This is a genomic window from Rubritalea marina DSM 17716 (genome assembly GCF_000378105.1).
Lineage (GTDB): Bacteria > Verrucomicrobiota > Verrucomicrobiia > Verrucomicrobiales > Akkermansiaceae > Rubritalea > Rubritalea marina.
This window is the reverse complement of record NZ_KB899257.1, coordinates 45,557-60,503: the sequence shown is the minus strand read 5'-3', so window position 1 is coordinate 60,503 and position 14,947 is coordinate 45,557. Positions and strand designations below refer to the sequence as shown.

The 14,947-nt window shown below is 54.7% G+C and carries 13 protein-coding genes; 5 read left to right on the top strand and 8 right to left on the bottom strand.

Translation table 11 applies throughout. The annotated features are described in order from the left end of the window. Positions 1–5: 5 nt before the first annotated feature. On the bottom strand, positions 6–1,163 hold the full coding sequence (locus tag F454_RS0109695) for a substrate-binding domain-containing protein (RefSeq protein WP_018970460.1): 1,158 nt from the start codon (positions 1,161–1,163) through the stop codon (positions 6–8). A gap of 137 nt (positions 1,164–1,300) precedes the next feature. On the opposite strand from F454_RS0109695, the gene xylA reads away from it, so the two are divergent. Continuing rightward, the gene (gene xylA, locus F454_RS0109690; RefSeq protein WP_018970459.1) at positions 1,301–2,605 is read left to right on the top strand and encodes a xylose isomerase; all 1,305 of its coding nucleotides are present in this window, start codon (positions 1,301–1,303) and stop codon (positions 2,603–2,605) included. 205 nt (positions 2,606–2,810) lie between these two features. Then, on the top strand, positions 2,811–4,361 hold the full coding sequence (locus F454_RS0109685) for a xylulokinase (protein WP_018970458.1): 1,551 nt from the start codon (positions 2,811–2,813) through the stop codon (positions 4,359–4,361). Between the two features lie 223 nt (positions 4,362–4,584). On the opposite strand, the gene F454_RS0109680 is transcribed toward F454_RS0109685, so the two are convergent. Continuing rightward, positions 4,585–6,051: a glycosyl hydrolase family 28 protein gene (locus tag F454_RS0109680; RefSeq protein WP_156817237.1), complete on the bottom strand. Its 1,467-nt coding sequence runs from the start codon at positions 6,049–6,051 to the stop codon at positions 4,585–4,587. A 96-nt stretch (positions 6,052–6,147) separates the two neighbouring features. Here F454_RS0109680 and F454_RS0109675 point away from each other — a divergent pair, with 96 nt between their 5' ends. Continuing rightward, positions 6,148–6,654: a hypothetical protein gene (locus F454_RS0109675; RefSeq protein WP_018970456.1), complete on the top strand. Its 507-nt coding sequence runs from the start codon at positions 6,148–6,150 to the stop codon at positions 6,652–6,654. A 16-nt stretch (positions 6,655–6,670) separates the two neighbouring features. On the opposite strand, the gene F454_RS15815 is transcribed toward F454_RS0109675, so the two are convergent. The 5 genes from F454_RS15815 to F454_RS0109650 are packed head-to-tail and all read right to left on the bottom strand — an operon-like array spanning position 6,671 to position 11,540. Next, the gene (locus tag F454_RS15815) at positions 6,671–7,441 is read right to left on the bottom strand and encodes an energy transducer TonB (protein WP_018970455.1); all 771 of its coding nucleotides are present in this window, start codon (positions 7,439–7,441) and stop codon (positions 6,671–6,673) included. Positions 7,442–7,444: 3 nt separating this feature from the next. Next, complete coding sequence (locus F454_RS15810; protein ID WP_018970454.1) at positions 7,445–7,864, bottom strand: ExbD/TolR family protein; 420 nt, start codon at positions 7,862–7,864, stop codon at positions 7,445–7,447. A 24-nt stretch (positions 7,865–7,888) separates the two neighbouring features. After that, entirely contained in the window at positions 7,889–8,482 is a 594-nt protein-coding gene (locus F454_RS0109660) for a MotA/TolQ/ExbB proton channel family protein (protein ID WP_018970453.1), read from the bottom strand. Between the two features lie 55 nt (positions 8,483–8,537). Next, positions 8,538–9,470 carry a DUF6607 family protein gene (locus F454_RS14805; protein ID WP_018970452.1) on the bottom strand — a complete coding sequence of 311 codons (933 nt, stop codon included), beginning with the start codon at positions 9,468–9,470 and terminating at the stop codon, positions 8,538–8,540. Positions 9,471–9,491: 21 nt separating this feature from the next. Further along, a complete protein-coding gene (locus F454_RS0109650; protein WP_018970451.1) occupies positions 9,492–11,540 on the bottom strand; it encodes a TonB-dependent receptor domain-containing protein in 2,049 nt (682 codons plus the stop codon). A gap of 214 nt (positions 11,541–11,754) precedes the next feature. On the opposite strand from F454_RS0109650, the gene ald reads away from it, so the two are divergent. Next, positions 11,755–12,873, top strand: a complete 1,119-nt coding sequence (gene ald, locus F454_RS0109645) for an alanine dehydrogenase (RefSeq protein ID WP_018970450.1) — start codon at positions 11,755–11,757, stop codon at positions 12,871–12,873. Between the two features lie 11 nt (positions 12,874–12,884). Here ald and F454_RS0109640 read toward each other — a convergent pair whose 3' ends face one another. Further along, positions 12,885–13,769: a helix-turn-helix domain-containing protein gene (locus F454_RS0109640; RefSeq protein ID WP_169334361.1), complete on the bottom strand. Its 885-nt coding sequence runs from the start codon at positions 13,767–13,769 to the stop codon at positions 12,885–12,887. Positions 13,770–13,923: 154 nt separating this feature from the next. Here F454_RS0109640 and F454_RS0109635 point away from each other — a divergent pair, with 154 nt between their 5' ends. Then, the gene (locus tag F454_RS0109635; protein WP_169334360.1) at positions 13,924–14,892 is read left to right on the top strand and encodes a L,D-transpeptidase family protein; all 969 of its coding nucleotides are present in this window, start codon (positions 13,924–13,926) and stop codon (positions 14,890–14,892) included. The last annotated feature ends 55 nt before the right edge of the window (positions 14,893–14,947 follow it).

Sequence of the window (14,947 nt, the reverse complement as noted above, 5' to 3'; positions counted from 1 at the left end):
GGGGTCTAGCCGCCCAAGGCGCGCTTTCTCCAGGAGCTTGGGCTGGTTTTTTCGACACGTTTGAAGACGACGGCCATGCGTTCTGGATCGTTGAATCCCGAGAGTTCGGCGACGAGTGAGATCGGGTGGTTGGTGTCGACGAGGAGTTTTTTGGCGTGGTCGACGCGCATGCGGCAGAGCATTTCCCAGGGGGTGCAGTCGAAAAAGGAGCGGAATTTGCGCTCGATACTGCGGCGCCCGAGCTTGAGTGCATCGCAGAGTTGGCCAACGCCGATGGGGTTTTGCAAGTTCTCAGAGAAGTAGGACATGGCGCGGCGTAGTTCGGTGTCGGGTACGGCGAGGTGGTTGGCAGAGTGGCGGAGGATGACGCCGCTGGGTTTTAGTAGGATTGGTTCATCGGGTAGCGGCTCACCAGCAAGCATGGAGAACATGGCCTCGCCCACGCGTGCGCCCAGTCCATTCCATGGGATGGCGACGCTGGAGAGCATGGGGTAGGTGAGGCCGCAAACGAGTTCGTCGTTGTTGGCCCCAATGACGGCCACTTGGTTGGGCACCTCGATGCCCAGCTCGCGGCAGACTCCGCAGATGAGGCGGCCAATGGGATCGTGTACGGCAAACAGTGCGACAGGTTTGGGGACTGCCTTGAGCCATTCGATGAATGTGGTGCTAGCTTTCACCACGTACTCGCTGTATCCGGCATTGCGGATGCGGGGTTCGCTGTAGCTAGAAATAGGGTGTTCGAGTGTGTCGCCGAGTGATTGTTGGATCCGTTCGCTAAAGCCCGCGATGCGTTGTTCGGAATAGGGGGTGCCATTGCCGACGCAAGCGAAGTTGCGGAAGCCGGCTTGGATGAATGCTTCAGCGGCTTCGGCTCCCACAGCCCAGTCATCGACGTCGATGCTCACGACATCGTTGTATTGGATGTCAGTGTCGGCGATGACTGTCGGAAAGCCGAGGTTGATGAGGTCTTCGGTGATGTCTGGCAGCCACTCAGTGATCAGGCCTGAGGGTTGCATTTCCTGGAGTAGGCTGGCGAGTTCTTCAAAGTCGCGGTCGATGTGTAGGACGCGAAAGTCTTGGCGCTCCAGCACAAAGGGGACCAATGAGGGGGTGATGCGGCGAAGAAATTCTTCACTCATCACAATAGCAATTTGCTCGTTCATCTCGGTAGCAGACTACCTTCATTGTTTGTCGCAAATCAACAGAAAAGCTACGCATAATGCGGTTACATTGTGATGAGAATTCCCATATGGTGCTGTCATCTCCCCACTAGGGACCGATAATTTAACAGGTAAACATCATGCAATATTTCGACTGCGACAAAATTCAATTTGAGGGCCAAGGTTCTAAGAACCCATTGGCATTCAAACATTACAATCCTGAAGAGCTGATCGACGGCAAGTCCATGAAGGATCACCTTCGCTTTGCTGCTCCGTACTGGCACGTCATGCGCAACGAGCTCGCCGATCCATTTGGTGGCGGCACGGCGGTGACTCCTTGGGACGATGGTTCCAACACCGTGGAAAATGCGCTGAACCGCGTGGACGTGTTCTTCGAATTCCTCGATAAGATTGGCATCGATTTCTACTGTTGGCACGATCGCGACATCGCACCAGAGCTCGACAACCTCGCAGCATCGAACGCAGCACTTGACCAGGTAGTGGCTAAGTTGAAGCAAAAGCAGCAAGAGACTGGCGTTCAGCTTCTCTGGGGCACCGCTTGCCTCTTCTCTCACCCACGTTACTCTCAAGGCGGCGCCACTTCTCCAAACGCACAAGTGTACGCATACGCTGCCGCACAGGTGAAGAAAGCACTCGAATGCACCCATGAGCTCGACGGCCTCGGCTACACCTTCTGGGGTGGTCGCGAAGGGTACTCCACCCTTCTCAATACTGACATGAAGCGCGAGCTCGACCACTTGGCGGCCTTCCTTCACATGGCCGTGGATCACGCTAAGAAGATCGGCTTCAATGGCCCATTCTACATCGAGCCAAAGCCGCGTGAACCATCCACGCACCAATACGACTCCGATTCAGCAGCTTGTTTGAACTTCCTGCGTGAGTACGGTCTTATGGATCATTTCAAGCTCAACATCGAGACCAACCACGCAACACTTGCGGGACACACGATGGAGCACGAACTCACTGTTTGTAACAATGCCAACATGCTTGGTTCGATCGATGCCAACCGTGGCGATGAGCTCATCGGTTGGGATACCGATCAGTTCCCAACAGACATCTACCTCACCACGCAGGTCATGCTTTGCGTGCTCGAGATGGGTGGCCTCACCACGGGTGGCCTCAACTTTGATGCTAAACGTCGCCGTGAGTCACACGATCCGATGGATCTCATGCACGCCCACATCGGTGGTATGGACACATTCGCACGCGGTCTCAAGATTGCGCACAACATCCGTAAGGACGGACGCATGTCTGAGTTCGTACAAGCGCGCTACAGCACCTTCGACAAAGATATCGGCGCGAAGATCGAAGCCGGCGAAGTAGGATTTGAAGAACTCGAGAAGTATGCTCTTTCAAACTCAGAACCGACACTGGGCAGTGGTCGCCAAGAGATGATGGAGAACCTTCTCAACGAGTTCATCTAATAGCAAGGGGTAGTGGCTATCTCCACCCGAGTACACCCGTTCACTACCCCTTGCCACATCTTCCAAGAAGAACCCCCTTTCTCCATATAGCGCGCACCCTGCGGCATGGTCTTCCCTGCCATGGGTGTGCGTTAGCCCCCCACTAGATTCACATCTGGCACGACACCACACTACAAAGCACCCACCACCACACTACAAATTCATTATGCCTCAGGTACTTGGAATCGATGCTTCCACTCAAAGTTGTTCGGCCATCATCATTGATACCGAATCCCATTCCGTAGTCGCAGAGCACTCGGTCAACTTCGGCCAGCGCCTGCCTCAGTACCAGGCCCCGAGTGGCTTCATACCCGATGGTGCCGACGGCCAAGTGCACGCCGATCCTCGGATGTGGCTCGACGCCCTCGAGTTGTTGCTAAGCGAGCTAAGCGAGCAATGTGACCTCTCCCAAGTCAGTGCCATTTCTGGCGCGGGCCAACAGCACGGTTCAGTCTACCTCAATGCCCAATGGTTTGACTGCGTGGCAGCTCTCAGTCCTTCGCAATCGCTGGCTGAACAGCTTCAGCCTTGCCTCAGTCGGAGCACTTCGCCGATCTGGATGGACAACAGCACTTCGGTGGAATGTGCTGAGATCGCTCAAGCGTTGGGCGGCGATGAAGTCGTCTGTGCCAAGTCTGGCTCCATCGCTGTGGAGCGTTTCACCGGCCCCCAGGTGCGCCGCTTCTACAAGAGGCAGCCAGAAGCCTACGCGGCGACGGCTCGCATCCACCTCGTATCTTCATTTCTTTGTTCGGTGCTCGTCGGGCAAGACGCTGCGATTGACACCGGCGACGGCGCTGGCATGAACCTGCTCAACATCCAATCTTGGGAATGGGATGCTGAGCTTCTTCAGGCCACTGCGCCTGAGCTTGCCAGCAAGTTGCCTGCTGTGGCGCATGGTGACCACTGTGTGGGTGATGTGGCCACTTACTTCATCGAAAAATTTGGTTTCAGTGCCGGCACCAAAGTCACGGTCTTCACTGGTGACAACCCGAGTAGCCTCGTAGGCATGGGAGCTAGCACACCTGGCAAGTGTGTGATTTCTCTGGGCACTTCTGACACATTCTTTGCTGCGATGCCTGAAGTCGTAGCGGATCCAGCTGGCTGTGGTCATGTCTTTGGCAACCCGAGCGGCGGTTCCATGTCGCTACAGTGTTTTGTCAATGGATCGCTTGCGCGTGAAGAAGTGAAGGACAAGTTTCAATATGATTGGGATGCCTTTACTCAGGCATTTTCCAACACCGAGGTGGCGAATGAGGGCAAGGTGATGTTGCCTTTCTTCCGTCCCGAAATCAGCCCACGCATCGATGTTGAGGCGCCATTGATGGCGGGCAGTGATGCCTTTAGCTCATGGCAGGAAGCCGACGCCGCGATTCGCGCCTGCGTCGAGGGTCAATTTCTCAATATGAAGCGATCCACCGCTTGGATGCAGCTCGAGACCTCCACCATTTACCTCACGGGCGGGGCATCGAAGAATGATGCGATTGCGCAGGTGATCGCCGATGTGTTTCAGGCGAAGGTGCAGCGCCTTACAGTGACGGGTTCCGTCGGCCTAGGTGCCGCATTCCGCGCTGCTGTGCACAACCATGGAGTGGCGCTGATTGCGCTGGAGCAAGCGTTCTGCAACACCGATAGCAAGGCGATGATCACCCCGCAGGTAGCCGCGGACCGTTATGCTGCGAATGCCGCCTCCATTGACCAACTTCTCTCGAGTTAATCAGGCGAAATAAGGATATTTTACCGAGAATGGTTTGACAAAAATCGATTAATCATTCACTTAACAACCCGTCTTAATTGGTCGTAAGACCTTTATGACAGCCGTCCCCTTTTTGGGAGGATAGGGGGCGGCACCCTTTTTTCAGTAATCCTTCGATATGAGCCGATCTTATGCGGCTTTTTTTGTGCTCGGATGCTTCGCTGCTCCGTGTGGTGGTCTTTATCTACTCAAAGTTGAGACGGTCGACGAAGTCACCCACTTCAAGCTGCGGGTAGTCGGCGAGGATCTTCTGGCCATTGATGCTGCAGTTTTCAAAGCGCACATCACTGACGCGGTGGCTTTCATCAAAGCCTTTGACGACCACGAAATAGTCGCCCTTGTCACCCGTGAGTGCGATATCTTTGATGACGACGTCTTTGATGTAGCCGGCGCGCTCGCTCTCACACCATTGGTTGAACTCGCTGGCGATCTCGATGTAGTTGCGTGACTGGGCTTCGCCGCCTACCTTGATATTCTCGATACGGATCGACTCCATGCGCATCTCTTCGCAGGCGTGGAGCATGAGGAACTTTTTAGGGTACTTCTCGTAGCTTAGGTAGGGCACAAAGCTATCGGCGAAGGTGATGTGGCGCATGTACTCAGCGTGCGACTCATCGCCCAGTAAGATGGCGGTGCAGAGGTCCGACCAGAACATGCAACGGCGCACCTCGATGTGTTCCATGTTGCGGTGGTTCTCGCCCTCCATGCCCTTGAAGGCAAAGCTATCGTCGTTGGTGCGGACGAAGCAATCGATGACCTTGGCGTGCTGGGTATTGCAGAGGTCGATGCCATCGTCATTATAGCTGTGGGAGCCCACGATCTTTACGTTGCGGATTTCGATATCCTCACCACCGCGGTCGACCAGAGTCCAGCCGCGGGTGTGCTTGCGTAGGGTGATGCCTTCGATCAACACATGCTTACAATGGTCGAGAAAGAGCATGTACTTCCAGTTGTGTTCTTCTCCGGCGTTCTCCAAGAGCCCGCGCCCGCGGATGGTGATGTTGTCGCCCTTGGCCACCACGCGGCCCGTGACCACGGCGCCATCCGCGAGGTAGAGTGTTTGGTTGTCAGCTATTTCAATGACGCCGGCTTGGTGGTGTCCGGGTCCGAAGTAGATGACATCCGGGTCCTGTGGGTCGGGCTTGTCTTGCTCCAGCGCATTGGCGAAGAGCAGGAGGGGATCTTTGCGGCCTTGGTGGTTGCGCTCGATCAGGTACTGGCCCGGGCGATCGAGGGTGAAGCGCGCACGGTTGCCATCGATGCTGCTCGTGATGGTGCCATCGACACTGCGGATGCTGAGTGCGCTGAGGGGCTCGGAGGATTGGAGTTCGACCTCTACTTTGCCGCTGAAGTCGAAGTTGCCAAAGAAGTAGTCGGCATCGAGATCAAGGGGCGGCTGCTGCACGTCCTTGGAGACGCCAGCGGTGTAGATGGGGACCACCTGGCCCTCCACTTTGATGCGGTAGGCCTCGGTCTTTGGCTCGCGCTGGACGTGCTCGGCGACCGCCACCATGGTGGATTCGGGCTGCCTCTCTTGCTGCTGGCAGCTGGTGTTGAAAAGGGCAGCCGCGCTGAGTGCTGCGCAGGCCATCAAGCTGCGTAGGAGGACGATGGGGGATCTTGTTTTTATGGAGATACAATCACAAGTCATTAGGAATGAGTACGTGGTTCCTGATTCGATGTATCCTGAACTTTCCTTTTCGCTTCAGATTTGCTACATGTGGACGTTCTAAACCCAAAATACCCAATGAAAAACACCATCCTTATCAGTGCCATTGCGCTCCTCAGTGTTGGCGCGTCACACGCCGAGAAATCCAATGCCGACATCCAAAACGATTTCCTAAAGACGGCGAAAAAGTATGATCAGAAGGCTGAGCTTGCAGCCATTGCTGGTAACAACAACGATGCCGCCATATACAAAAAGCTTGCTGACATGAAGCGCGATGCCGCCAAAGTCGGGGGAAACTACGACTGGACCGAATACCATAAGCTGCAGGGGCAGCTAAACCACGGCAATGACGGTGCCAAAAAGCATGGCGAAAAGCACGCTAAGAAGGTGAAGAAGCAAAGCTACAGCGTTGAAGGCGCGGCGCAGAAGTACGACCAGCTAGCAGCCCAATCGATCGCATCAGGCAATGCTGAGCACGCTGCAATTTACAAGCGCATGGCTGAGATCAAACGCGAGGCTAGCAAGTCGGGCGGCAGTTACGACTGGAGCGAATACCACGAGCTAGAAGGCAAGCTGAAGAAGTGACCACTGAGGGGCCCAATTACTGCAATCGGTAGACGATGCGTTCTACTTTAGTGCTGGCGATTCGCTGACCCAAGCCATTTTTGGCTGGAGTGTAGGACCAATGCTTGATGGCTTTGAGCGCCGATTGGTCGAAGTGTTTGTGCCCGCTGCTTTGCTTGAGTCTGAGTTCTGTGACTTTGCCGGCCTTATCGACACTGACCTGCAGTACCACGGTGCCTTCAATGCCGCGGCGGCGCAGGGTGCGTGGGTAGTGTGGCACGTGGCGGGCATTGTTGCCAGGTATGGCTTCGCTCACGATCTTCTTGGCAAGCGCTGCCTTGCGGGCGCGGGCGGCGGCTAAGTTCTGTTGTTTGGCGGCCTTGCGTTGGCGTGCTAGCTGGCGTTGCTGTTCGGCTTTGAGCTCTGCCTGGGCTTGTTCGCGCTGGATTTGCTCCAGCTGCTGTTTGAGTTCATCCTGGGCCTGACGCTGCTGGGTGGCTGTCTCTGGAGCTAGGCTTTGTGGTTCCATGAGTGCCTCGCTGTGCTTTGGCTCGGCTTGCTCCCTCGGTAGCTGCGCCTCGAGTACTTCGTCAGCCGCTGTGACTTCTTTTTCGATCTCTTGGGTGGCTATCGGGCAGCTTGTGTCGGTGATCGTGAGCTCTTCGAGGAGGTCGATGGCGATGCCGCCAGCTTGTTCCTCTGAGGCCTGTAGTTCATGCTCTGGGATAAAGCTGAGGGCGAAGACGGAGGCGTGGAGACCCAGTACTGCGGCAATGACTCCAGTCCATTTGGCTGATTGTTTGATCATGCTTTATTCTCCTGTGATTGGCTGAGCTTTCTTGTGGTAGCTGAGTTGGTCGATGCCGGCGGCCTTGGCGGCTTCGATGGCGGCGATGAAGGTGCCGAGGTGAGCCCCGCGGTCACCACGGATTTCCAGTCGCGTGGTGCCAGTGGCTTGGATCTGGCTGTGCAATGCGTAGCGCAGGCGATCTGGTGAGAGTGGGGTCCCATTGAGGCTAACGGCGTTTTCTGCGGTGATGAGCAAGGTGTGTTTGTCCACTTGTTGATCGACTTGCTCGGCTTGGCTCGCGCTGGTTGGGAGCTCGACTTGCTGGTCGGGCTTGGTGAAGTGGCTGGTGACCATGAGGAAGATCAACAGCTGGAAGACGACGTCGATCAGGGGAGTCATGTCGATGCTGGCGTCGATACGCTTGGTTCTATCTATGACCATGGCGAAATTTGGTTGAGGCTACTCTTAGGCAGTGAAGTAGTATTCTTTGAGGTGGGAGGCGAGCTCGTTGAGGTCGCGGGCGAGCTTGTCTACTTTGGACTCGAAGAGGCGGGCTGCGGCTACTGCCGGAATCGCTACGATGAGGCCTGCCACGGTGGTGAGGAGGCCAGTCCAGATCCCGCCAGCGAAGTCTGAGGTGCTCACGCCATCGCCAGCGGCGGCGATCTGTGCAAAGGCGAGTACCATACCCCAAACGGTGCCGAGTAGTCCGATCAAGGGCGAGATGGCGCCGATGGTGGCGAGGGACTTGAGTCCACGTTCGTGATGGCTGATTTGGCGGTTGGCCTCGCGTTGGTAGACGTTAAGGCAGTGAGTTTCACCTTTCTTTAAGTCGGAGCTAAACGCATGCAGGACCTGCAGCATCGGATTCTTGGAGTGGTGTTGGCACTCTTCCAAGGTATCAATCTGCGTCACCACCTTGCCCAAGCGGTATTGTCTCACACTAAAATAACATAGTCGTTCGAGTATGATGATGGCGGAGATGATCGAGAGCACCAGCAAGGGGTAGACAAAGAATCCACCCTGCTGGATAAGTTCCCATAGCTGAAGGTCCTGCATGGTAATTTGGTGTTATGAATTGGGGGGATTGGTTCGCACTCAGCGAGTAAAAGTCTTACTGTTGATTGATGAATTTCGAGGCAGCAGCTTTGAAGCCGACGAGCTTGTCCTTGCCTTCTTCTTCAGCGATTTCGACCATCTCGTATGTCATGTCGCGGAGGCTGGTGTCGTCGTGGTACTTGGCGAGTTTGATCATGGAGTTCTCGGCATAGAGCTGGTTCCATTCTTTGCGTACAGTGTCCCAGTATTTGGCGTATTTGCTCCAGTAGTCTCGGGCGACGGTGAAGTCGTATTCGTTGTCACGGACGTAGCTATTGAGGCCGATTTCATGTGCGATGATGGCGCCTGGCTTGCCATCGCGGCGGACGCATTTGGCGTTGTGTTGTTCGTGGTGCCAGCCATTGGCAGTGACGACATTACGATTGGTACAGAGCACGATATCGTAGTCCTTGCGTTTGGTGGATTCTCGGCGTGGGAGCGGTCGAGCACCACCCTCTTGGGATACCCAGATGCTGCTGCCTTCGAAGTGTTGCCAGGTGCCATAAGCTTCGTAGCGTGGGCTATCATCCACTTGGGTGACAAACTGCGACCATGTACCCTTGGCTTTTGCTGCGGTGATGCTGCGTGATTCCCATTGGTTTTTCGCGGTGTAGTCGAGGATTTCAGTGTCTTGGTATTTCCATGTTTGCGACCAATGCTTGATGACTTTTGGCTCCTTATCTTTCATCTGCACGACGAGGAGATGTTGGAAGGTGATGGAGTCCCCGTTGTCTTCGACGAGCTCGACGAGTTCGTGTGCATTGGCGGTGTATTGTTCTTTGAGTTCGTAGTCTTTTTTAACGGCAAGGGATTCGCGGAATTGGAAGTCTACTTTGAAAGCGCCTTCAAATTGGAGGATCGCCGCGCGGTCTTGTTCAAACTTGTCGGCATTGGCGTGGGCGATGCTGGCGCTTGCTAGTACGCCGAGAATAATGGCTTTGATTTGCATGATGTGATGTTTTGTTGGTGATTAGAAGGAGTAGGATGCTGCAAGGTAGACATTGCGGCCTGGCTCTACATTGGAAACCGAACTGCGCTCGTAGGCTTGGTCTAGGAGGTTGTCTACGCCGGCTGTGAGAAGGAGGTCTTGATTGATCTGCCATTGGGCGAAGAGTCCGTAGATGTCGTAGCCGCTGGTTTTATTTTCGTCGTCTTGTACCTTGTCGGCGCGATCACCGCCGAAGAGGGCATTGATGCCGAAGGTGAAGTTGTCCTGCACGGTGTATCCAGTTTCTAAGTAAATCTTATCGCCTGGTGTGCTATTGAGCTTGTTGCCGGTGCTGTCATCTTCAGCTTTCATGGTGGAGAATGTGCCCTTGGCGTACCAGAGATCGGTGCGGTAGTTGGTGGTGAATTCCAGACCTTTGCGTGTGGTTTCCTCGCGGTTCACCGCTTGGGTGTACTGGGTCATGGTGACTGGGCCGAAGGGTGGGGTGAATCCCATCACCGTCTCGGTGTCGTAGTCATAGGTGTTCTCACCTTTTTGGTAGAAGAAGCTGAGTTTCGCGTCGAAGAATCCAGGTCCGAGTTCGCGCTTGAAGTCGGCACCTATTTCGAAGTTGTCGCTGATCTCTGGCTTCAGATCTGGGTTGGCAATGAAGTAGCCCTCGCCAGAGAAGCTCGGTGATGAGAAGGCAAAGTGACGGCCAGATTGGTAGAGTTGATTCATCGTGGGTGCGGTGAACGCCCTCGCATAGTCGCCAAAGAGGCTGAGGCCCATTTCCGTGTTGTAGCGGGCACCTAGATGAGGTGAGAGCTCAGAGTTGGATTGTGATTCAGAAGTGCTCTTGCTAGAGAAACTGTCGTAGCGCAGGCCAGCGGCAAGTTCGAAACCATTCTCGAAGTTGGTCCAGTTCTCAATATACGCAGCCACATTGTCAGCGTCGGCATTGGGGCGGCCATAGAAGGTGCCTGGGGTGCCAGCTGAGTAGTCCGCCCGGGTGTCACGCCCTTCTTGTGTATCGTGAGTGAATTCAAAGCCAGAGACGAGTGTGTTTTCTTGGCCAAAGGCCGTGTATTTGCTGCGGTTTGAGATATCGATTCCGAAGGTATCAAAGATCTGTTGGTTCACTCGACCAAAGTTAGATGCTGCGGGGTCTGTCTCAGCATACTGGCGGGTTTGATCGGTTTTGTTGTAGTAGATCGTTGATTGCAGATCCACCAGCTCGCTATCCGCTGGGCTGAAGGAATGTGAGAGTGAGAATTGCTTGTAGCGGGTTTCACGGTTTACCAGCGGGCTGCTGGTGCCGACATCGATTTGTGGGTTGGCGCCGTTTTGGTCATCGGCAGCGTAGTGGTTGAAGCCGAAGCTGAAGCTGTGCTCATCGTTGGGGCTGTACTCGGTTTTGAGCAGCACGCTTTCGCGGTCCATGGCTGAGCCTTCAGAGGTGAGTCCGTTACCTAGTTTGATGTCTTTGGAGTTGCGATTGATGTAGCCGAGCAGAATGGTGAGGTCGCCCTCGCCCGCAGCCACGAGCCCGCCGTAGCTGGTCTCTTCGTTCACATTTTGGTAGCCAAGCTGTAGTTTTCCGCCGATTCCCTTGCCTGGGTCGATGAGGTCGAAGGCACTGTAGGTGCGGAGATTGATCACGCCTGCTGCTCCAGATCCATAGAGGTGGCTCTTTGGGCCGCGGATGAGCTCGGCTGAGGTGAGGAAAAAGGGATCAATGAAAGATCGCTGCCCTCCGTGCCCGGTGACAAAGTTTTGCTTGGCGCCATCGACTCTTACGGTCACAGCGTTTCCGCCTTGGCCGCGAACCTCAATTTGCTGGCCAGTGAGGCGATTGCCTCCAGTGATTTCTACGTTTGGTTCATTGCGGAGAAGTTCGTTGAGTGAGCGTGATTGCTTGCGTTCGATGTCCTCTGCAGTGAAAGTCGATACTGCTGCACTGGTGTCATTTCTGTCCTGCTCAAAACGATTCGCAGTCACGATGGTGGAATTCTCATCGGCCTTCTGTGTCTGAGCCTGGAGGACGGCTGAGGTGCACGCTAGAAGGGTTAGTGGTCTTGCTAATTTCATAAAGTTTAATGGGTCAGTCGTTGCTTTCTGTGTGAGGAGTTTCGCCTGAGGAGGCGCAAGATAGAACGAGATCGAACCAATGCGCTAACGCTGCCTTGTCTTCGACTAGCGGTTGCTTGCGATGCGCGTTGTTTAGATCAATCCAGCGTCAATGAATCATTGCTTTGATTGATCTCCTTGTTGTGCTAATTTGGCTGTTAAGTTTCATTCCCCCATGCACATCGGATTACCCAAAGAAATTAAGAAGCAGGAGCATCGAGTCGCGATGACTCCGGCTGTGGTAGCTTCACTGGTGCACTCTGGCCATCAAGTGAATGTGGAACGTGGTGCTGGGCTGGGAGCTGGATACAGCGATGAGGAATACTCTTTTGCTGGGGCCTCGATGCTGGATCGTCCTGATCTTCTATTTGCGGCCTCTGAATTGATTGTGAAGGTGAAGGAGCCGCAACCTGACGAGGTAGCGATGTTGAATGACTCGCACACCTTGCTGACGTATCTGCACTTGGCGGCTGACAAGCAACTCACTCAATCACTCACCGCCAGCGGTTGTACCGGGCTAGCCTATGAGACATTGGCCGTGGGGGAGCGACTCCCTCTGCTAGAGCCGATGTCTGAAATTGCCGGGAGCATGGCTCCCATCGCAGGGGCCTACCACTTGGCGAAGCACACGGGTGGTCGCGGCACTTTGCTAAGTAGCGTGCCTGGGGTGGGACCGAGCAAGGCGGTGGTGCTCGGTGGTGGCACTGCTGGAATGCATGCTGCCCGTGTGGCTGCCGGAATGGGTGCCGATGTTACTATTTTAGAATTAGATTTCGAACGGATGAGAATGTTGGAGATGAACTTTCCACAGATCCATACGATGTACTCGAGTGAGGCCAATTTGCGTGAGCTGTTGCGCTCAGTTGATTTGCTTGTTGGGGCGGTGCTACTACCTGGTGCTGCTGCGCCGAAGTTGGTGACACGTGAGATGCTGGGCTTGATGCCTGAGGGCTCGGTGATTGTGGACATTGCTGTGGATCAAGGCGGCTGTGTCGAGAGCACGCGAGCTACCACCCATGCGGCACCGACATTCACGGAGTCTGGGGTGCTACATTATTGTGTGGCCAATATGCCGGCGGCCTACGCGCGCACTGCGACCATTGCACTCAGCAATGTGACAGCGGCATGGATAGGGCGCATCGCAGGTCTCGGTCTCGAGTCGGCTCTGAGTCAATTTGCAGAGCTGGCGAGTGCCGTCAATTGTACCCAAGGGATGCTTACCAATGAAGCGGTGGCTCAATCGCACGATCTGCCTTGGACCCCACGCGAGGCACTCGGCTCTTCAGGTGATTGAGCGATGCTTGGTTAAGCATCCGTGTTGACCATTTCGGAGGGCAGGCGTCCTGTTTCTTCATGGAAGGCTTTGGAGAAATGTGAGAGGGAGCTATAGCCCACTTCCATCGCAGCTTCCGTCACATTGTAGTCTCCTTGCTCGAGCAGCTCCGCAGCTTTTTCTATGCGCAGCTTTCGGTGTTGTTGCTTTAAGGTAATCCCGGTTTGTTGCTTGTACTGGCGGCTGAGATAGTGGGGAGCGCAGCCGACGCACTCGGCAAGCTGGCTGAGGTCGAGGTTTTCATCGAGATGTTCTTCCAGCCATCGATTGCAGGCAGCAACCCGCTCGCTATTGCGTTGTTTGACCATGCTACAAAAGGGCTGAGCTCCAAGCGTGCTCGTAGGGGCGAAAAGATGGTGAGTCAGTATCTCGAGTACTTTGGCCATGAACCAATAACGTTGTGCAGGGCCTTCGACCGGAGGGGCACAGAGATCGCTGACGATGCCTCTCTCGGTGAGGCTCATGCTCCTCACTTTCCCTAGAACTTGGTTCGCTCGCGCGCTATTCTCAATCGCAGAGCGAAGGTCTGGATGGAAGGCGGAAAGGCGCGAACCAAAGGTGTTGCGCAGCCAGGTTTCACTCACGATTAAAACCAAAAAATCATGTGTCTCCTGTGCTCCTTTGCGGCTGGCTATCAATGATTCGTCTGACCCGTGGTGAAAGGCAAGCATGGTGCCGGCGCTGAAGTTCACGCGCAATGAGTTTCCCAGCAATATCCCTTCGCCTGCCTGGTTGAATATGATGTGCAGTGCCCCTTGGTGCAGACTATCAGCATAAGACTCCACATAGCCACGATGCCAGCGCAGCTCCACGCCGCTACTGCTATAGTCGCCATACAATGTCCGATGTTCAATCACGTCATTAGCTATAAATGAAATTGAGACGCATTTGCAATAGATTAATGAAGTGATTAGATTGAAGTGGACGTGTGTGTGGTTCTTGTGATGAAGATCGAGATTGTTGTGATTTCTAACTTGCTGGCTGCGAAGATGGTCGCTAGCAATGAGGGTGATGAAACTACTAAAACCTCTCATGATTTCGGCGGCTCTGCTCAGCGGTGCCTTACTCAGCTCGTGCGCGACGACGACCCAGCAGACGAAACTGGCGCCAGGTCAGTTTGAATGGCATCCAGAGCGTTCGCCTTCTGGCCCAGTCCTGATGGTTGTGAGCATCGATGACCAGATGGCTTATGTGTACCGCAATGGGGTGCAGATTGCGCGTTCAACGGTGAGTACTGGTCGTGCTGGCAAGGAAACCCCCACTGGTGTGTTCCAGATTCTTCAGCGCAAGGTGGATCATGAGTCGAACGTCTATAAGGGTGCGAAGATGCCCTACATGCAGCGCCTGACTTGGACAGGTATTGCGATGCACGCAGGCCAGCTACCTGGCTACCCAGCATCGGGTGGTTGTATCCGACTACCGTATGAATTTTCTCAGAAAGTGTATGGAGTGCTCTCCAATGGCTCGACGGTGGCGATCACCAAGAAGGGCACTGTGCCCTCTTACTCAGCCAAGCCAGCGAATGTCTTGATGGCGTCGAAAGCCAAGAGTTCTTCAAATCAAGCGGTGCCTGACATGCAGGGTCGTGTGATCTGGGAGCCGGGCAAGAGCCGCTCTGGTCCATACTCTGTGTTGCTTAGTTATGCTGATCGAACCGCCTATGTGTGGCGCAATGGTATCAAGATAGGTCAGAGCCCCTTTGCGATTGCCTCAGGCACGCGTCCACCTGAAGGTGTGTTCATCAAGTTAGAGAATGGTGATGGACCTCGTTCATGGTCTGTCTTGAGCTTGAAGAAGAGCCGCGTGAGTGGATCGCCAGCGGAGCAGATTGCCAACAGCATTCAGTTCCCAGCAGAATTCACCCGCAAGACACGCGGTATTCTGAGCCCAGGTACTATTTTGCTAGCGACTGCGGAGGCGTCCAATGCCAGCACGATGTCAAAGCGTGACTTCGGCATTATCCAGCCAGACAAGCAATAGCTAGACTGAGTCACAAGCTTTCCCATTGAAATCAAAACCCCCAGCTCAATTGATG